Here is a 19,048-nt window from a genome sequence, read left to right on the forward strand (position 1 = left end):
CAACCCATGAACGAATTCGACTATATCATCGTCGGTGGCGGCTCGTCCGGCTGCGTCGTTGCAGCCCGGCTGTCGGAGAATCCGCAAAACAAGGTCCTGCTTATTGAAAGCGGCGCGCGCGACACCGACAAATTCATCCATATCCCGGCGACGTTCTTCAAGGTGATCGAGAAGGGCAAGGATGTGCACTTCTACGTGTCCGAGCCGGACAAGGGGTTGAACGGCAAGCCCAACGTCGTGCCACAGGGCAATGTGATCGGCGGCGGCAGTTCCTTGAACGCCATGATCTATATTCGTGGCCAGCAGCAGGATTACGACACCTGGGCGCAAATGGGATGCCGCAACTGGTCCTATGACAAGGTTCTTCCGGTGTTTCGCGACGTTGAGGCCAACCAGCGCCTTTCGGGCGAATTCCATGGAGCAACCGGCGAACTCAAGGTCTCCGATCGCCGCTTTGGTCATCCTCTGTCCTGGGCCTTCATCCGGGCAGCCCAGGAGGCCGGCCTTCCGTACAACGAAGACTTTAACGGCAAGGTGCAGCAAGGCGTCGGCTTCTACCAGACAACAACGCACAACGTCGGCGCTGGAGCGCTGCGCAAGCCTTCTTGCGCGACGCCGAGAAACGCTCGAACCTGACCATATTGACCGAAACCCGCGTTCATAAAGTCCTGTTTGAAGGCAGGAAAGCGGTCGGTGTTCTGACCGAGACCGGCGTCACCTATAGGGCCCGACGCGAGATTGTTCTAACGGCAGGCGCGCTTGCCACACCCAAGATCCTGCAGCTCTCGGGCATCGGCGAGGCCGAGCATCTGAAGAACCTTGGGATCGACGTGATCATGGATCTGCCGGGCGTCGGAGAAAACTATCAGGATCACCTCGAAGCCACGGTTCAGGCGGAGGTCAAGGATCCGATCTCGCTCTTCGCCCAGGACAAGGGGCTGAAGGCGGCGGGCCACATGCTGCAATATCTTCTCACCAAGACCGGCCTCCTCACATCCAATGTTGTGGAGTCGGGCGGCTTCGTCGACACGGCCGGGACCGGCCAGCCGGATATCCAGTTTCATGTCCTGCCAACCTTCATCGGCTTTGCCGACCGGGCTGCGGAACCAGGTCACGGCATTGCCATCGGTCCTTGTTTCCTGAGGCCGAAATCACGGGGCACGGTCAAGCTGCGTTCGGCCAATCCTAGGGATAGTGCCCTGTTCAACGCGAATTCCTTCTCCAGTCCTGCCGATCTCGACACGCTCGTACGCGGGGTGGAATGGGCGATCCGGATCATTGAAGCCCCATCGCTCGCCCGCATCGTGAAGCGGCGTGTCCTGCCAACGCCCGGACTGGAGCGAGATCCCGAAGCCCTGCGGGACTATATCCGCTCGATTTCGAAGACGGTTTTTCATCCTTCGGGCACGGCCCGGATGGGCAGGCCGGACGACCGCATGGCCGTTGTTGGCGAGGATCTCGCGGTCCGCGGCGTAGAAGGGCTACGCGTGGCGGACGCCTCCATCATGCCAACCCTTGTCTCGGGCAACACCAATGCACCGGTCATCATGATCGGCGAGCGCGCCGCCCGCTTTATGCTGGGTAAGGACCTCGTCGCATGAAGTGACGGGATTTCGGACGACCTACTGATTTCAAGAGTTCTTTGGGAGGAGAAAGCATGAAACGCACAACGATACTTCTGGCGGCATCAACGGCCGCGCTTATCCTGGCGAGTGGCTCAGCCATGGCTGCACCGCAATGTGGATTGAACAACGGTCAGAAGGCGACCGGCGTGCCGATCAGGGTTGGTGCCCTGGTCGGCCAAACTGGCCCTGACGACTTCTCGTCTTCAGCCGACGCCGCGCGCGCCTATTTCAACTGTCTCAATGCCAATGGCGGTATCCACGGCCGCCCGATCGAATATCTGGTTGAAGACGACCAGTGGAACCCGGAAGTCGCGAGCCAGGTCGCGACCAAACTGGTAAAGGACAAGGGCGTCGTCGCGCTGGTTGCCAACGGCTCTTTTGTTGAGATGGGCGTCAACGCCAAGCTCTACGCAGAGGAGGATGTCATGGCGATGGCGGCAGCTTGCGCCGTCGCCGAATGCTTCGAATCGAAGAACATTGTTTCGACCAATGAGGGACCCCTGCCCTCGAGCGTCGGAGCAGCCCAATGGGCCGTTGCCAATCTCGGTTCAAAGAACGTCGTTTGCATCGGGCTCACCATCCCCTCGGTCGGTCCCTATTCCTGTGGCTGGACCGAGAAGTACATGCAGTCCAAAGGACTCTCCGGCTCAAGCCTTCTGCTCGATCCGGGCGCGGCAGATATGAATGCCTCCGTTCTGGAAACCGTAGCGAGCGGCGCCGACACCGTTCTCGTGAACCTGCCGCGAGGAATGGCCGCAGCCTACCTCAAGGCCGTCGAGGAACAGAACCTGCGCGATAACTTCAAGTGGATATCCTCGACACCCCTCTATGATGCCGCGGTTCCCGCCATGCTCGGCGCCTATTGGAATGGTGTCATGAACGTCAATATCGAGCTCACGCCGATCGATGGCACCGGTCCAGACGCCAGCAACTGGCGCGCGATCATGGACAAGTATGCTCGCCCGGAGGATCCGCGCGACACCTTCAGCCAGTCGGGCTATCTCTCCGCCCGCTTCTTCACCGATGCCCTCCTGAAGCTCGATCCGGCGACCATTGATCGCAAATCGGTCTCAGAGGCGATCCGGGGAATCAAGAACGAGACCTCGGACCTGCTCTGCGGCCCCTACTACGTTGGCAAAGCCGACCGGCACATGCCCAACCATGCGAACATGATGGTTCAGATTTCGGGCAACGGCTTCAAGGTCGTCGGCGGCTGCACTGACGTCGACAGCGCGTATCTCGATCCTATCCGCTCCGCGGAAAAAGCCCTCGGCATAGCAAACTGATCGGCGAAGACATGAACGTCCTTGGCCTGTTTCTCGTATCCGGCCTTGCCGTCGGCGCACTCTATGCACTCGGCGGGGTTGGGCTGGTGCTGCTCAACCGCGCCACCGGCGTGCTCAATTTTGCCTACGGCGCCATCGGCGCCGTGGGCGCCGTGGTCGCCTGGCAACTGCTTGAATGGCAATGGCCCGAGCCCGTTGCCTGGGTAGCCTGCATCGGGATCGCCCTCGCCCTGTCCGTCTCCTATGGCCGGCTGATCGCGCCGGGCCTCGCGCATCGCGAACCCATCGTCAAGGCGGTCGCTACGCTCGGGTTTGCCCTCGCTTTGCTCGGCGCCATGAACCTCCTGTGGGTGGTTACACCGCGCAAGCTGACACTCACCCTCGACGGGGCCTCCATGTCGATCCTAGGTCTGAGAATCACCGGAATCCGGATTTTGTCACTGCTTGCAGCTTTCAGCATTACCATCGGAATGGGTGTCTTCCTGATACGCACCCGCATTGGTTTGATGATGCGTGCGCTCGCCGACAACCGTGAGGTCGCATCGATCCTGGGTACGCCGGTAATCAGGGTGGAGACGATCGCCTGGGCCATTTCAGGCGTGCTCGCTGGTTTCACTGGCTTGATGTTTGCATCCCTCGTGCGACTTGACCCCGCAGTGCTGACCTTCCTCGTCATTCCCATCATCGCGACCACCATCCTCGGTCGCCTTACATCCATACCCGCGACTTTTGCCGGCGGCCTTGCCATCGGCGTCCTTGAAAGCGTGGTCACACTCTACAAGCCGTTCGCGCCGTTCCGCGTCGCAACGCCCTTTATCGTGGCTATCCTTGCCATGATGTGGCTCCAGCGCGGCCGTAGGCTGACCTTTGCCGGACAGGACTGAGAGCATGCAAGCAGCGCAAAAGCCTCTTTCCGGACTTCTGGCCCCTTCTGGCATGAGCCCGGCCAGCTTTTCGTCCGGCCGCTATGCACCGCAGCTTTTTTTCGTCGGCGCGGCCATCGTGGTGCCGTTTGTCGCAAGCGCCTTATGGCTCAAAGTCTTGACCGCCGTGGCGATCTACACACTGACCTCCGCCAGCATCGCGGTCCTCTATCGGCGTCTCGGCCTTGTGTCTCTGGCCCAGGTCTCGCTCATGGGATGCGGCGGCTGGGTGGCGCTCCGTTTCGGCCATGGCTTCAAACTGCCATTCGAACTGAACCTTCTTGCTGGCGGCCTCTTTGCCGGATTGATCGGCATGATCCTCGCCTATCCGGCGCTGCGAATGCGCGGCCTTTATCTGGCGCTCATCACGTTGATGGCGGCGGGTGGCTTCGGTATCCTCATCAATGTCATTCAGTTCCCCAATGGGGGTGGCGGCTTTGCCGGTTTCGAAGTCAAGGCGATCGGTTATCTGCCACGGCCGGCGATCGCACAATCGGACGCGGCCTTCTTCAGCTATTGTCTGATCGTGGTGGCCGTCAGCTTCCTGTTGATCGACATCCATGAACGCAGCCGCGCCGGCCGTGGTTGGGCGCTTATTCGCAAAAGCGAGGCCGCCGCCATGGCCGCGGGTGTCAATGTGACGCTCTATAAAGTATGGGGCTTTGCCCTTTCCGGGTTTCTCGCCGGCATTGCGGGTGCCTTGCTCGCGGGCAATCTCCAACTGCTTGATGCACGCTCTTTCCCGCCCGCGGAATCGGTAATGATCTTCGCGCTGACGGTCGTCGGCGGCGCCTGGCACTGGTATGGCGCTGTGATCGCGGCACTGCTCTATCGGCTCCTCCCGGCGTTCCTCAACAACCTCGGCGTGGACGGCAACGCGGCCTACATCATCTTCGGATTTGCCCTTATTCACGCGCTTTCCACGGCTCCCAGGGGGCTGGCCGGACAGCTGTCGGATGGTTTGAAGCGGTTGCGCAAGACGGAGCCCTCCGCATGATCTCGATCGAGAATCTATCCGTTGCCTTCGGGGGAGTTACCGCGCTCAATGCGGTCACCGTCGAACTCACACAGCCGGTCTGCGGTATCATCGGGCCAAACGGGGCCGGCAAAACGACCCTTCTCAACGTATTGTCCGGCTTCGTTCTGCCCCAAAGCGGCTCAATCCACATGATGGACACCAACATACTGCCGATGAAACCACATGGGCGGGCTCGCTGGGGCCTGCGCCGTTCCTTTCAGAAGGAACAGGTGGTGGACGAACTGACGGTGGAGGACAACGTCCTCGTCTTGCTTGACCAACTCGGACTGTCGGCGACCGAGCGGCTGAATGCGACGGCTGCCGCGCTGGAATTCGTCGGGCTCTCGGTGCTACGCCGAGTCTCGGCTGGAGGGTTGAATGCTTTTGAGCGTCGGATGATCGAAATCGCGCGCTGCGTCGTGGGACGCCCACGGGTGATCCTTCTGGATGAACCGGGAGCAGGCTTCTCCCAGGGAGAGGTCGAGAAATTGCGGCAAGTCATCTCCAGCTTTCACGACGCAACCAGATCCATCACGCTGCTGATTGATCACGATGTCGACTTGATCCAGGCGGTTTGTCGGGAGACCATGGTGCTCGATTTTGGTTCGTTGATCGCCGTTGGCAACACGGCCAGCGTGCTGACCGATGAGAAAGTCCGCGCCGTCTATCTCGGCATGGAAGACGCCGCATGAGCATCCTGACAGTTCGTGATTTGGCGATTGATCGGGGCGGCAAGCGTGTCGTCAAGGACCTGTCCTTCACGCTGGTAAGCGGCCACATCACTGCCCTTCTCGGCCCGAACGGCGCCGGCAAGAGCTCACTCGTCTTGGCGCTCGCCGGTGCGATCCCGATCGCGGCAGGCACAGTCGAAATCGACGGCAAACCGCTCACCGGCAAATCGCCCGAAGCCATCCGCGCGGCTGGCGTCGCCGCCGTGCCGGAGGGGCACCGGGTGCTCAACGGCCTCAACGTCGACGACAATTTGAAAGCCGCCGGTTTTCAGCTGTCTGCAAGAGGTGCAGCCGAAGCCGTCGAGGAAGTCTACACGATCTTCCCCGAACTGGCCGAGCGAAAGCAACAGCGCGCGGGTACGCTGTCTGGTGGTCAGCAACAGATGCTGTCGCTCGGCCAAGGTCTGGTCGCGCAACCAAAATTCATTCTCGCCGACGAGATGTCGCTCGGCCTTGCACCGCTGATCGTCAAGCGGCTGATGGATGTGCTGAGCAGACTGGCCCAGCACGGTACCGGCATACTCCTGATCGAGCAGTTTACCGCACTCGCGCTGAAAAATGCTCAGGCGGCCCACGTGATGTCGCGTGGCCGTTTCAGTTTCAGCGGCACCCCCGCGAATCTTCAACAGCAACCGGATATCCTGCATCGGGCCTATCTCGGTTGATGAGCACCGTTTTGGTATTGATGCGTTTTGCTCCACGAAGTGCCGCAGGGCTGGCCAACATTCGCTTTCCAGAGCGCAGCTGACCATTCAGACTAAGCCGAGACGACGAAACCCGGCCCGGCGATGACAGGGCCGCTGCATTGCATTCCGCCTCCGCTGGCCGCGATCGTTTTTCAAAGTGGCGTCGCAGCATCGAGGTGCCGACAGTGGTGGCGCCGACGCGCGCTCTGGCGCGTCCCGCAACGGCCTGATTACCACAATGCCATGCGCTGGACGCTCCCCTGACGCGGCCGCCGTCTTCGCCAAATAGCCGCGCCGATCCAGGCGCGAAATGGAGCGTGATCTGTCAGCTTTCCGCCTTCAGACGTAGCGGTTGACGATGTTTTCCAGATATTCCTGGCGGCCGGACTTTGGCTGCGGCTCGATCTTCTTCTTGACGACGCGCTCGGCGATCTCCTCCAGCGTGCGCTTGCCCGACAGCATCGCCTTGGCCTCGGCCGTGTTCCAGCCGGCGTAGCGCTCCGCCAGCGGCGCGGACAACGCCTTGTCCTCTACCATGCGGGCGGCGGCCTTGAGGCCGCGCGCGCAGGAATCCATGCCGCCGATATGGCCGATCAGCAGATCCTGCGGGTCGAGCGACTGGCGGCGCAGCTTGGCGTCGAAATTGGTGCCGCCGGTCTTGAAGCCGCCGGCCTGCAGGACTTGGTAGTAGGCCAGCGCCATCTCCGGAACGTTGTTGGGGAACTGGTCGGTGTCCCAGCCCGACTGGTAGTCGTTGCGGTTCATGTCGATCGAGCCGAACACGCCGAGCGCATTGGCCAGCGCCAGTTCGTGCTCGAAGGAATGGCCGGCGAGGATGGCGTGGCCCTGCTCGATGTTGAGCTTGATCTCCTTCTCCAGTCCGAAGCGCTTCAGGAAGCCATAAAGAGTGGCGACGTCGTAATCATACTGGTGCTTGGTCGGCTCCTGCGGCTTCGGCTCGATCAGGATGGTGCCCTTGAAGCCGATCTTGTGCTTGTAGTCGACGACGAGGTTGAGGAAGCGGCCGGCCTGTTCCTGCTCGCGCCCAAGGTCGGTGTTGAGCAGCGTTTCATAGCCCTCACGGCCGCCCCACAGCACATAGTTCTCGCCCTTGAGCCGCTTGGTGACGTCAAGGCAGCTCTTCACCGTCGCCGCCGCATAGGCGAACACATCGGGATCCGGGTTGGTGGCGGCCCCAGATATGAAGCGGCGGTTGGAGAAAAGGTTCGCCGTGCCCCAAAGCAGCTTGACGCCGGTCCTTTTCATCTTGTCCGCAAAGTAGTCCGCGATCTCGTCGAGGCGGGCAGCGCTTTCGGAGAAGTCCTTGCCTTCCGGCCGCACGTCGGCGTCGTGGAAGCAGAAATAGGGCGCGCCAAGCAGCGAGAACATCTCGAAGGCGACATCGGCCTTGAGTTTCGCCAGTTCCATCGTGTCGACACCGCCGGCCTTGGGGAACCAGGGACGGTCGAAGGTCTGGCCACCGAACGGATCACCGCCCGGCCAGGCGAAGGAATGCCAGTAGGCGACAGCGAAGCGCAGATGGTCTTCCAACCGCTTGCCGGCCACGACCTCATCCGGGTTATAGAAGCGGTAGGCCAGCGGATTGGTCGAATCCGGCCCCTCATAGCGAATGGACTCGATTCCCCCGAAGAAATCGGTGGTCATTGGAAAACTCCTTTAAATGGCGCGAGATATCGCACGGTAGCGCCGGAAGCCTTTGGAAAGAGCGGACCGTCCTCGGGGCCAGCTGCAGTTTCTACATTGCGGGACAAAGTCAGTTTACAGCCGAAATTCGCCGGCCGTTCTCATCGAAGCGATGCAGGTGCAGCCGGTCAGGTGTCATGCGTAGCGTCCCGTCCGTGAGGCCATGATGCCCTGCGAGGCGTATGGTAATTTCGCCCTCATCCGACTCCACATAGGCGATCGTCTCGTTGCCGAGATGCTCGGCGAAACGCAACCTGCCCGTCCAGATGCCATTGGCGTCGTCTATTGCGATATGTTCGGGGCGTACGCCGATCGTGGCGGCGCCTTCGGCTTTTGCACTCTCTCCCGATATCAGGTTCATGCGCGGAGATCCGATGAACGTAGCGACAAACAAGGTGTTTGGCGCGTCGTAGAGTTCCATCGGCGACCCGACCTGCTCGATACGCCCGGCATTCATCACGACGATCTGGTCTGCCAGTGTCATCGCCTCGACCTGGTCGTGGGTGACATAGATCATCGTCGCGTTAAGCCGCTTGTGCAGATCCGCGAGTTCAACACGCATTTGGGTACGCAGTGCCGCGTCGAGATTGGAAAGCGGTTCATCGAACAGGAAAACCTCCGGGTTTCGGACGATCGAGCGCCCGATGGCGACGCGCTGGCGCTGGCCGCCGGAGAGTGCCGCCGGCTTGCGTTGCAGCAGAGGCTTGAGGTGCAGCACCTCGGCAGCGGCTGCGACGCGCGCTTCACGTTCCGCCTGCGGAACCTTGGCGAGCCGCAGACCGAAGTCGATGTTCTGTTCCACGGTCATGTGTGGAAACAACGCATAGGACTGGAAGACCATCGAGATGCCGCGTTTCGACGGTTCCTCGTGGGTGACGTCACGATTGCCGATGGCAATCGATCCCTTCGTCGGTTGTTCCAGGCCGGCGACCATCCGGAGCAGTGTGGACTTGCCACAACCGGACGGACCGACCAGCACGGTGAAAGAGCCATGGGGAATGGAGAGCGTCAGGTTGGGTATGGTCTCGACAGAACCAAAGTTCTTGTTGATGCTCGAAAGTTCGACGGCGGCCATGAATTCCTCCCTAGGTTTCTTTGGTGTCCGACAGAAACGGTCAGCCTTTGACCGCCCCTCCCGTCAGTCCGGCAACGATGTATTTCTGGGCCGCGATGAAGAAGGCGACCGCAGGCAGAATGGTCAGGGATATGAAAGCCAGGGTGCGGTTCCACTCCGAGAGATATTCGCCTCGAAACTGCATCATTCCGAGTGGCCAGGTGAACAGTTCCCGCGAGTTGATGACGACGAGCGGCAGCAGGAAATTGTTCCAGCTCTGAACGAACACGAACACCCCGACGGTCGCCAGAATCGGCGTCGAGAGGGGCAGCGTGAATTGCCAGAAGAACCGGACATAGCCGCAGCCTTCGACATGTGCCGCCTCGAAGAGATCCTTCGGCAACTGTTCGAAGAACGTCTTGAACAGCATGATCGAAAGCGAAAGGCCAAAAGCTGTCTGGGGCAGGATAACGGCCCAGTAGCTGTCGAGCAGCCCGAGGTCACGCACCTTGATGAATAGCGGCAGGATCGCGGTGGCGAACGGAAAGACAAGACCCGCCAGCAGATAGGCTTGCATCATTCTCGACCCAAGAAAGCGGATCTGGGCGAAGACATAAGCCGCCGCCGCTGAGACGATCAGGGTCAAAAACACGGTCAACAGCGAGATGATCAGCGAGTTTCCCATGTAGCGCCAGAACGCCGGATCGCCCAGCATGGCCGCGTAGAACTCGAAGTCCCATTGCTGCGGGATGCCAAAGGGATTGACGCGGAGTTCGCCATTGGTCTTGAAGCCGCCAAAGACGGCGACCGTTAACGGCCCCAGCACGAAACCGGTGAAGACCAGCAGGACGGCGGCCTTTCCAAGCGCTGGAAGAAATCTGAACGCATTCATGACCGGCTCCCCTTGCTAATCTGGCGTTGGTAGAGAACGGCGAAAGCGACAGCGGTGACGAACAGCATGACGCCGACTGCACTTCCGAAGCCGATACGCGTTCGGGTGAGGCCGAAAGTGTAGAGATAGGTGACAATCGTATGCGTGGAGTTGGACGGGCCACCATTGGTGAGCGGGATCACAACGTCGAAGAGTTGCAAGGAGCCGACGATGGAGAAAAACACCGACACGGCGATGGCCGAGGCGATCATCGGCACCTGGACATGGCGCACGATCGCCCAGCGCCCGGCACCTTCCAGCCGTGCCGCCTCGAGCATTTCCTTGGGCACGCCCTGCAGGGCGGCGATATAGATCATCATGTGAAACCCGAAATATTTCCAGACGACGACCAGCGTAATGGCCGCGAATGCCCAGTGGCGATCCGCGAGAATGAAAACGGGCTCCATTCCCAGCGCATGGAAGAGAGCGGCAGCCACGCCCGTGTTGCCGTCGAATACGAAACTCCAAATCAGGCCCGAAGCTACCTCGGCCAGGATGAAAGGCAGAAAGAAGATGAGGCGAAACAGCGTATTGGCAGGGGTCTTCTCGTAGATCAGCAAGGCGAGGCCCAACGCGATGGGTAGCTGAACGAAAACGGAAACCGCAAGCACGATCAGCGTATTGCGTACTGCTTGCCAGAAGACGGCATGGCCCAGGGCCTGCTTGAAATTGTCCAGACCGATGAAATCTGTCGGTGTGCCGTAGCCGTCCCACTTGAACAGGCTGTAGTACGCGGCGTCGAACAGAGGTAACGCCACAAACAATGTGAAAAGCACCAGCGCGGGCGGCAACATCAGAAGGAGGGCGCTGGTTTGGCTGGTGAAGCGCCTTCCACTACGCATGCTCGGAGCTAGTCCGGGCGCAGCAAGCTCGGTCATTTTCATCCTCCCTGGATGGATTGAAAGACCGGGCGCGTGGTTCGCGCCCGGTCAAAGCCATCAGCGCATGGACCAGGCGTCCTGCACGGTCTTTGCCGCCGCCTCTGGCGTGACGACGCCTTGGGCCAGATCCGCGGCCACGTCCGTGACCGTGGCCCCGACATCGGATCCGAGCGCCTGATCGAGAAAGATCTGATGGAACTTCGAGACAGCGAGCGCCTCGGACATCTTGCGGAAGAAGGGATTCGCAATGCTCTCTTCCACGCCCTTGGCGATCGGTATGAAGAGACCCTGGGCGCCCGCCAGCTTCTGATTTTCGGTGTCGGTCATGTATTTCAGGAATTCGACCGCTTCCGGTGGTGCTCCGGCAATGACCGCGTAACCGTTGATGCCCCCGAACGTGTCGGTCGCCTCGCCGGCCCCACCTGCGACCGCAGGGAAGCGTATGGTTCCGAGCTTGTCGTCCGGAATGCCCTTGCCGCTGACCGAATTCTGCTTCTCGGTCCCGTACTCCCAATCACCCATGAGATGAAACAAGGCCTTGCCGTCCCCGAACTGGCCCGTCGCCTGCTCGAACGTGGTATCCATGAAACCAGCCTCGAAGGGCTGCAGATCGACGAGTTTCTTGAAGTCCTCGCCAGCCTTCACGAAGGGCGCGGCAGAGAAACCGTCGCCTTCGCCGCCCATGGCCGCGGCCATTCCGTCCTTGCCCGCCTCACGCACCCACAGATAGCCGTAGTAGAAGTGCAGTGGCCATTTGTCCTTGCCGCCAACCATGATCGGCGTGACACCAGCCTCCTTTGCCTTCTTGACCGCTGCCAGAAAATCATCCCAGGTCTTGATGCTTTCAGGGTCGACACCAGCCTTCTTTGCGAGATCGAGATTGGTCCAAAACACCACATCGCTCGCGTTGACCGGCATGCCATAGACTTTTGCGTTGACGGTGAACGCCGACAATCCGGCGCTAGCGATCGACGCCGACCACTGGCTGGTGACGGATGCGGAGATGTCCTGGAGAACGCCGGCTTTGGCCTGTTGCGTGAGCACGCCCCCCGCCCAACTGAAAATGAGGTCCGGTTTCTGATCCGACTGCAGCAGCGTCGTAAGCTTCTGCTTGTAGGCCTCGTTGGCGATGTATTCGAAAGCGATATCGACACCTGGATGCGACTTCTCGAAGTCCGTGGCCATTTTTTGGTGATAGGCCTTTTCGGTATTCGGTACCTCTGGCCGAAGAACGTGGACCGTCACATCCGCGAACGCCGCAGATGCAAAGAATGTGGCCCGCAGCGATGCTGCCCCCAGCATGGGCAAGCATGACAATTTTTTCATTTCGGTTTCCTCCCTAGAGAACGGGCTTGGCGCCCGCCGCTTGGTTTCAAAGAGTGAGCGTACTTATGGAAAAGGGGGCGAGGTTCAAAGTTGCCGATTCACGGCTGCCCCGGACCGTGATCGTCCTCTCGATATCCTGCGCGTTCTGCACGACGAAGACTTCGCCGCCATCGAGGTTGCGGAAAGCCAGGGTGTTTGCGGCCATCGGGCCACCGGTCTTCAATACGGCCGCGCCCGGTCGCACGAAGCCGGCGAAGTGCTTCATGACGTAGAACTCGGGATTGAAAATGGCGCTGCGCGTGGTGGGATCGACGGTCACCATGGCGTTCTGGCGCCAGCCCCAGGTGCTGACGCCTCCGGGCTCCAGCACCATGTTCCAGTAAAGGTAAGCCTCGGCTCCATTGCTCAGGTAATGCTGGATCAAGTCGAAGACGTAGTGGGCTTGATCCCAACTGTTGGCGCCGTCACCGCATTCGTTTTCGGTCTGAATAATCGGCAGATCTGGAAAGGCCTGGCGCGTTCGCTGCACGCCGTGCTTGCCGGCCCATTGGAATCCCATCCCCTTCACGAAAGAGGCCGCAGCCGGATCCGACAGAATGGTGCCCGCCCAGTCATTGAAGTCGCCGCGCTCGATCGTGCCCGCCCATATCTCGGCATCAAGGCCGGCAGACCTGAAGGCAGCTCCCAGATCGTCGCGGATGAAGTCGCGCATTTTCGCGCCTGTCCAAATGCAGGAAGGAAATTTCTGATCCGAGTTCGGCTCGTTCTGGACGTGCACCGCATTGATCGCGATCCCCTCGTCCTCGTATGCCTTGACGAAACGGACGAAGTAATTCGCATAGGCGTGGCGATAGCGCGGCTCCCAGATCAACGTTCCGTGGTTATGCGCCCGCGGGAACTTCATCCAGGTCGGCGGGCTCCACGGCGAGGCGAAGAGATGGAAATCGTCGCCACGCACCGCGCGCGCGGCCCTGATGTAAGGGATCAGATATTGCCGGTCGCGGGCTATCGAGAAGGTCTCCATGGCGAAGTCCCCCTCGGTCTCGTTGTGGCTGTACCAACTCTCCGCGTAATCGTTGGCCCCGATCGGGAGCCGGCAATAGTTGAAGGCGCAGCCATCGTCCGAGAACAGGGCACCGAGCACCTCGCCGCGCTCGTTTTCGTCAAGATGCGAAAGGGCCTTCCACCCAAGCTCGTTGAAGCAGCCGCCAAAACCCTTGAAGTCGGGCGTAACCACGCCATCCGCCCAGACGGATGGACTGTCCGACGCCTGATGCGCGTCGACGCGGATCGTAGCCCATTGGGCGCTTGGCGAAGACGATCTGAGTTGTGGTGCCATAGCCGCCTGTTCTCCGCGCACAGCTCCGCCGTCGAGGGCAAACTGGAGACGATGCTCCATGCCCTCGCGGGAAAGAGGCGTGCATTGCAAAAATCACCTGCTGTTGCTGCCCATGGGCGGCAACAGTCGTGTTAGCTCGGTCCGGAACCCCTCCCCGGGAGCGATCTGCCGCATCGTTACGCGGCTTGATCTCTTCAGCCTTCATAGGGCATCATGCGCGCTAATGCAATACTTAATTCACAGAATGAAGTAAGTCATGAAACTCAAGGCGGACCAAAATACGACGCGGGCGATGAACCGGCGCCTGATACTCAACTGCCTGCGTCGGGAAGGTGATCTAAGCCGGGTCGAGATAGCTGCGATGACAGGTCTGAGCCCAGCCGCGGTTACCGGTGTTACGGCCGCACTGATTGACGAAGGCATCGTCTTGGAAGGCAAGAGCACCCAAAGCAGCGGCGGCCGCCGGCCGATACCACTCAGCATCGACTATGCCAGACATTGGTCCATCGGGTTCAAGCTGACGGAGGGCCGGCTGGAGGGCACACTCACGGACCTTTCCACCCGCACGATTGGCGCCTGCGAACTGCCGCTCCCCGACCACGGCCCCGTGGCCGTCGCCCATGCCGTCAAGGAGGGCGTGGCCACGCTTATGGGTGATCGGCGCGAAGGCCGGCAGAAACTTGTCGGCATCGGCATGGCGATGCCAGGATTGGTCGACGTCAACCGTGGCGTCTGTCTGGTCTCGCAGCGCCTGGGATGGTGGGACGTGCCGATCGCGGAAATGATCGCGTCGCAGATCAGCGTACCCGTCTGGGTCGACAACGACGTCAATGCGTTCGCCATAGCCCAGCAACTCTTCGGACACGGACGGCGACGCAGTTCGGTGCTGGTGTTGATCATAGGCACGGGCGTCGGGGCGGCGCTGATTTTCAATGGCCAGATCCATCGTGGGGCGCGATCCGCGGCTGGCGAGATCGGGTTCCCCGTCAAGGACGGCGATGACTCGATTGCGACGCAGGACCGCTTGAATTGGGATCGGCGTCTCTCCGAGCCAGCCATGGACAGCGCCTGGATTGAAATCAGCAAGCGCTCCCGCAAGCTCCCTGCCGACCTACAGCAGGCCATCGAAGCAGGCGAACGGCTCGCTCTGGACTATCTCAGCGAAGTCGGCCGCGAGATCGGTCACCGGCTCAGCGGCCTGATCGATCTCATCGACCCGGAAGTCGTCATCGTCGGCGGAGAAGCGGTTCGTTTTGGCCCGGCGCTTATCGAGCCCCTCATTGCCGCTGTCCGCGAATCCTCGTTCGCGACCCCGCCGCCGATCGAAATTGACTGGGACAACAACGTCTGGTCCCGAGGCGCTTCGGCACTCGCGATTCAGAAGTTCTTCGACTTCGAAGGCACTGCGGGGTTTGAGCGCGAGAGTGGTGCGCGCCCAACCGGAAACGAACCCTTCACCGAAAGACGCGGCTAGCAATATCTGTGAGGCTGCCGTCGCGGGTGATCGCACCCGCCCGTAGCGACCTGCCCGGTCGTCTTCCGGCCTTTGTCGAAATCCATTGTCGGCCATTGAAGAGGATGCAGCGAGTCCTTGGTGCAGAACGTCTGATTTTAAGTTGGCAGCGAGAGTCACCGGATTGCCGGGCCATTACTGAGTTCCGAAGTGAACTCTGGAGACCAGACCAAGTTCAGGCCAGCATGTTATGCAAGTTTGACCCCCTCAGGGGCAGTTCGATGTGGCCGCAATGAACTCAGAGCAGTCCGCCGATCTGCACGCCATTCCATGCCGCCGCCGTCCCGTGCTGCGAAGATTTGCTCTGCAACATTCCGGCCGCTCAGGGGCGTCCTGCTCTGCTGCCGGACGCTTTCTCCTCAGACTCATCCGACTAGGATGAGCCCACACGCCGAAGTATATGAGATCGCCGGGCAGTGGGCCCCGACCTTTGTTCCTCATCCAAGGCCTGTGTGGCGTTCTAAATTCCGATTGCGCAGCCATCCTTGCGTGGTTTCTGCATCTGGAGTTGATCAGCAAACCGATCGATCTCAACCACACACAGTCACGCACCTGCTCGGAGTCGGGCAGGTGCAGGATGGCTGTTGTCGGCAAGGCCGTGTGCTTAGAAACGAGCACCCTGAAACCCGCCCAAGGAGCACCCAATTCGCCGACGACCAGTTGAGAACACTCCCCAGAGGCACCATCCAAATGTTGCGACCTCGAACCGAGAAACACGCGGAGCAATCGACTTGACCTCTCGTTTGACACGGAGGCGGGACACAAACCGCCACGCGCATGTTTTGGTGTCAGGCCTCGATTACATGCCAACCGAAACCTTCTTGACAGGCCGGAAAGACCAAGTATTCTCCTCACAGTGAAATTTTTTTCTTACCAGCAATCATCTGGTGAGGGGGATCTGGGGACTTTGCTGCGCCGCGACCGGCGGATCCTGCCTGAATTAACAGCGATCAGAACGAACAATCCCTAGAGGAGGCATGCTCTGATCCACATGATGTGTGCTTTGCGGTCATTCCAGCAACTCTGGGTTGATTAAGTGAACCGACACGCAACGCGGTAGGGCCTGTGCCAGGATGAGATCTACAACAATGGGAGCTAGCAAATGAGTTCACTCGTCGACACAAGCCCTGCAGAGCCGGCGGGGCAACTGCACAGAACCATCGACTGGCGTGGTGCATTCTGGGTGGCCAGCGGCGTGCCACCATTGGTCCTGTTTTCGATCGGCGGCATTGCGGGGACGGCCGGCAACGTCGCCTTCGCGATCTGGATCGCATCCATGACGATGGGCTTTATTCAGTCTTTTACCTATGCCGAAATCGCGGGCCTTTTTCCCAATAAGTCAGGCGGCGCCTCGGTCTACGGGGCAACGGCCTGGCTTCGCTATTCCAAATTCGTGGCACCGTTGTCCGTATGGTGTAACTGGTTCGCTTGGTCACCGGTGCTGTCGCTTGGTTGCTCAATTGCTGCGGCTTACATTCTCAATGCCCTGACGCCCGTGCCCATTTTCACAGCTGCCTCGCCAGAAGTCGCCCAATATCTTGCCGCGAACGTTGGCGCGAGTGCTACAGATGCCCTCGCAGCAGTGACCGCTGCCGCAACGCCCGCCATTCGTACATGGACGCTCTACAGTCATAATCTGGGACCGGTCGGTTTCTCTCTCAACGCCACGTTCTTCATCGGCGCAGTGCTGATGCTCATCACCTTCGCCATCCAACACCGAGGCATTCTTGGAACAGCGGCGGTTCAAAAAGTCGTAGGACTGCTGGTCATCGTTCCACTGCTGATCGTTGGCGTCGTGCCTATCATCACAGGTCAGATCAATTGGGCCAACTATGCTCCCTTCGTTCCGCTCGCCGCCCCCTATGCACCCGCCCCCGGCGCATGGAACATTGGCGGTTGGACGCTTGTTCTTGGAGGTATGTTCATCGCGGCATGGTCCACTTATGCATTCGAAACTGCCGTCTGCTACACGTCTGAGTTCAAGAACCCGGCTACTGATACATTCAAGGCCATTTTCTATTCCGGGCTGTTGTGCATGCTGCTCTTCGTGCTGGTCCCGTTCACCTTTCAAGGCGTGCTCGGATTGAATGGCATGCTGGCTACGCCGATCGTGGACGGCTCAGGCGTCGCCGATGCTCTCGCGGGCATGGTCGGCGGTGGCGGCTTGGTAAAGACCTTGCTCGTCATGCTGATGATCTTGGCGTTGCTGCTCGCCATCATGACGGCAATGGCTGGGTCCTCACGCACGCTTTATCAAGGTTCCGTCGATGGGTGGCTGCCGCGCTATCTTAGCCATGTCAACGAGCATGGTGCCCCCACGCGCGCCATGTGGACCGACCTGATATTCAATCTGATCGTACTGGCCATCGCCTCCGCTGACGCGACAAGCTTCTTCTTTATCCTGGCTGTGTCGAACTGCGGCTACATCATCTTCAACTTCCTCAACCTGAACTCCGGCTGGATACATCGCATAGACAATGGCGCCATCAAGCGGCCGTGGCGGGCACCGACTTGGCTGATTACGCTCGGTGCGCTTTTTGCCTATTGCAATGCGGCCTTTATGGGTGCCGGCGCAAAGGTCTGGAATCCAATGGCTCTATGGGCCGGTTTGATCACCGCAGCTTTGATCCTCCCGGTCTTCTGCTTCCGTCACTATGTCCAGGACGGCGGGAAATTCCCCGAGCACATGCTTGACGACCTTGGCATGACGCCGAGCGACCTGAGCGTCAGGAAAGCTGGCATCCTGCCATACCTGACCCTTCTAGCCGGCATAATGGTGGTGCTGCTTGCCAACTGGTTCTTCGTTCTCTGAGCCAGCCAACCGACGAGGAGGGACCGGCGCGAGCTGGCCCCTCCTAAAAGTTTCGGCAGTCCGAAACCCGCAAGCCGGCGCCAGTCAAATATTCTTGTTATGAATATTTATTGCATCTTAGTTGACATTTGCGTTGCTCCGCTGATACGACTCCGCCCCGAGAAATCAGCGACCTTTGGGCCAAAGCTCGGATTTCGAGTCACCTCCGCAATGCGGACTCTGGCGCCCTGGATGCAAAGGGATTCCAGCCTTGCACGAACGATGAGGAGTCATCCGACCGATGGCGAAAGTGATGGACGGTAAGCTCGCTGCGGCCGACGTGGTCAATCAAGTTAAGGCCGCGACCGCTGACTTGATAGCCTCCAGCGGCGTCACGCCAGGTATTGCTGTCGTTATCGTGGGCGAGGACCCGGCGAGCCAGGTCTACGTCTCCTCAAAGGGCAAGAAGGCCAAGGAGTGCGGCTTCCACTCGGTGCAACACACATTGCCAGCCGATATCAACGAGGCAGAGCTTGTCGAGCTCATCGAAAAGCTCAATGCGACCGCTTCGGTCCACGGCATTCTGGTGCAACTGCCTCTGCCGGCTCACATAGACACAGGGCGGATCATTCAAACGATCGCACCAGACAAGGATGTCGACGGCTTCCATTTCATCAATGTCGGCAAACTCGGCACCGGTGAGCTCGACACAGCTTTCGTGCCGTGCACGCCAGCTGGATCCATGCTGCTGATAGAACGTGCACGCGGCCGTGACCTTTCTGGTCTCAATGCTGTGGTGGTGGGTCGTTCCAACATCGTCGGCAAGCCAATGGCGAGCCTGTTGCTCAACGCGAATGCCACCGTAACTGTTGCCCACAGCCGAACCAAGGATTTGCCCGCGCTTTGCCGGACCGCTGACATATTGATCGCTGCAGTTGGCCGAGCGGAAATGATCAGAGGTGACTGGATCATGCCGGGGGCAACCGTCGTCGACGTCGGGATCAACCGTGTCTTTAATGGCGAGGGAAAGCCCCGGCTGGTTGGCGATGTGGCCTACGCAGAAGCCGAACTTGTGGCGGGCAACATTACCCCGGTTCCAGGCGGTGTCGGGCCGATGACGATCGCCATGCTCATGGCCAATACGTTGACCGCTGCCCGCCGCGCAGCCGGGCAGGCGCCGCTATCACTTTCCGCTGCATCGCGCGCTCAATAGGCGCATCGTCCGCTCAATCCGAACTCT

Annotated in this window: 16 protein-coding genes; 10 read left to right on the forward strand and 6 right to left on the reverse strand. The window is 60.0% G+C overall.

Annotated features, from left to right (window positions below; all coding sequences use genetic code 11):
- The first annotated feature begins 6 nt into the window (after positions 1–6).
- The 7 genes from EN850_RS37305 to EN850_RS28115 are packed head-to-tail and all read left to right on the forward strand — an operon-like array spanning position 7 to position 6,248.
- Complete coding sequence (locus EN850_RS37305; RefSeq protein WP_348642450.1) at positions 7–636, forward strand: GMC family oxidoreductase N-terminal domain-containing protein; 630 nt, start codon at positions 7–9, stop codon at positions 634–636.
- Entirely contained in the window at positions 606–1,601 is a 996-nt protein-coding gene (locus EN850_RS37885; protein ID WP_348642451.1) for a GMC oxidoreductase, read from the forward strand. The genes EN850_RS37305 and EN850_RS37885 overlap by 31 nt, the downstream gene beginning before the upstream one ends.
- A 56-nt stretch (positions 1,602–1,657) precedes the next feature.
- Complete coding sequence (locus EN850_RS28095) at positions 1,658–2,911, forward strand: ABC transporter substrate-binding protein (RefSeq protein ID WP_135917483.1); 1,254 nt, start codon at positions 1,658–1,660, stop codon at positions 2,909–2,911.
- 11 nt (positions 2,912–2,922) lie between these two features.
- Positions 2,923–3,795 carry a branched-chain amino acid ABC transporter permease gene (locus EN850_RS28100; protein ID WP_135917481.1) on the forward strand — a complete coding sequence of 291 codons (873 nt, stop codon included), beginning with the start codon at positions 2,923–2,925 and terminating at the stop codon, positions 3,793–3,795.
- A 4-nt stretch (positions 3,796–3,799) separates the two neighbouring features.
- Entirely contained in the window at positions 3,800–4,831 is a 1,032-nt protein-coding gene (locus tag EN850_RS28105; RefSeq protein WP_210235466.1) for a branched-chain amino acid ABC transporter permease, read from the forward strand.
- Positions 4,828–5,544 (forward strand): ATP-binding cassette domain-containing protein, encoded by a 717-nt coding sequence (locus EN850_RS28110; protein ID WP_136092735.1) that lies wholly within the window; start codon positions 4,828–4,830, stop codon positions 5,542–5,544. Before EN850_RS28105 ends, EN850_RS28110 begins: the two co-directional genes overlap by 4 nt.
- On the forward strand, positions 5,541–6,248 hold the full coding sequence (locus EN850_RS28115) for an ABC transporter ATP-binding protein (RefSeq protein ID WP_135880799.1): 708 nt from the start codon (positions 5,541–5,543) through the stop codon (positions 6,246–6,248). Before EN850_RS28110 ends, EN850_RS28115 begins: the two co-directional genes overlap by 4 nt.
- Positions 6,249–6,608: 360 nt before the next feature.
- On the opposite strand, the gene xylA is transcribed toward EN850_RS28115, so the two are convergent.
- From xylA to EN850_RS28145, 6 genes are all read right to left on the reverse strand, one after another.
- Entirely contained in the window at positions 6,609–7,934 is a 1,326-nt protein-coding gene (xylA, locus tag EN850_RS28120) for a xylose isomerase (protein ID WP_135917477.1), read from the reverse strand.
- A 109-nt stretch (positions 7,935–8,043) separates the two neighbouring features.
- The gene (locus EN850_RS28125) at positions 8,044–9,048 is read right to left on the reverse strand and encodes an ATP-binding cassette domain-containing protein (protein WP_136092736.1); all 1,005 of its coding nucleotides are present in this window, start codon (positions 9,046–9,048) and stop codon (positions 8,044–8,046) included.
- 40 nt (positions 9,049–9,088) lie between these two features.
- A complete protein-coding gene (locus EN850_RS28130; RefSeq protein ID WP_027030997.1) occupies positions 9,089–9,919 on the reverse strand; it encodes a carbohydrate ABC transporter permease in 831 nt (276 codons plus the stop codon).
- A complete protein-coding gene (locus EN850_RS28135; protein WP_135917472.1) occupies positions 9,916–10,836 on the reverse strand; it encodes a sugar ABC transporter permease in 921 nt (306 codons plus the stop codon). The genes EN850_RS28130 and EN850_RS28135 overlap by 4 nt, the downstream gene beginning before the upstream one ends.
- Before the next feature lie 60 nt (positions 10,837–10,896).
- The gene (locus EN850_RS28140; RefSeq protein ID WP_136092737.1) at positions 10,897–12,141 is read right to left on the reverse strand and encodes an extracellular solute-binding protein; all 1,245 of its coding nucleotides are present in this window, start codon (positions 12,139–12,141) and stop codon (positions 10,897–10,899) included.
- Positions 12,142–12,211: 70 nt separating this feature from the next.
- Complete coding sequence (locus EN850_RS28145; RefSeq protein WP_245521029.1) at positions 12,212–13,564, reverse strand: glycoside hydrolase family 30 beta sandwich domain-containing protein; 1,353 nt, start codon at positions 13,562–13,564, stop codon at positions 12,212–12,214.
- 196 nt (positions 13,565–13,760) lie between these two features.
- Between EN850_RS28145 and EN850_RS28150 the strand changes: the two genes are divergently transcribed.
- The 3 genes from EN850_RS28150 (at position 13,761) to folD (ending at position 19,021) form a co-directional block, all read left to right on the forward strand.
- On the forward strand, positions 13,761–14,978 hold the full coding sequence (locus EN850_RS28150; protein WP_135880803.1) for an ROK family transcriptional regulator: 1,218 nt from the start codon (positions 13,761–13,763) through the stop codon (positions 14,976–14,978).
- A 1,141-nt stretch (positions 14,979–16,119) separates the two neighbouring features.
- Positions 16,120–17,829: an APC family permease gene (locus EN850_RS28155; RefSeq protein ID WP_135880804.1), complete on the forward strand. Its 1,710-nt coding sequence runs from the start codon at positions 16,120–16,122 to the stop codon at positions 17,827–17,829.
- Between the two features lie 280 nt (positions 17,830–18,109).
- Positions 18,110–19,021, forward strand: coding sequence for a bifunctional methylenetetrahydrofolate dehydrogenase/methenyltetrahydrofolate cyclohydrolase FolD (gene folD / locus EN850_RS28160; protein ID WP_135880805.1), 912 nt, complete (start codon positions 18,110–18,112; stop codon positions 19,019–19,021).
- The last annotated feature ends 27 nt before the right edge of the window (positions 19,022–19,048 follow it).

This window comes from Mesorhizobium sp. M8A.F.Ca.ET.207.01.1.1 (assembly GCF_004794715.1).
Taxonomy (GTDB): domain Bacteria; phylum Pseudomonadota; class Alphaproteobacteria; order Rhizobiales; family Rhizobiaceae; genus Mesorhizobium.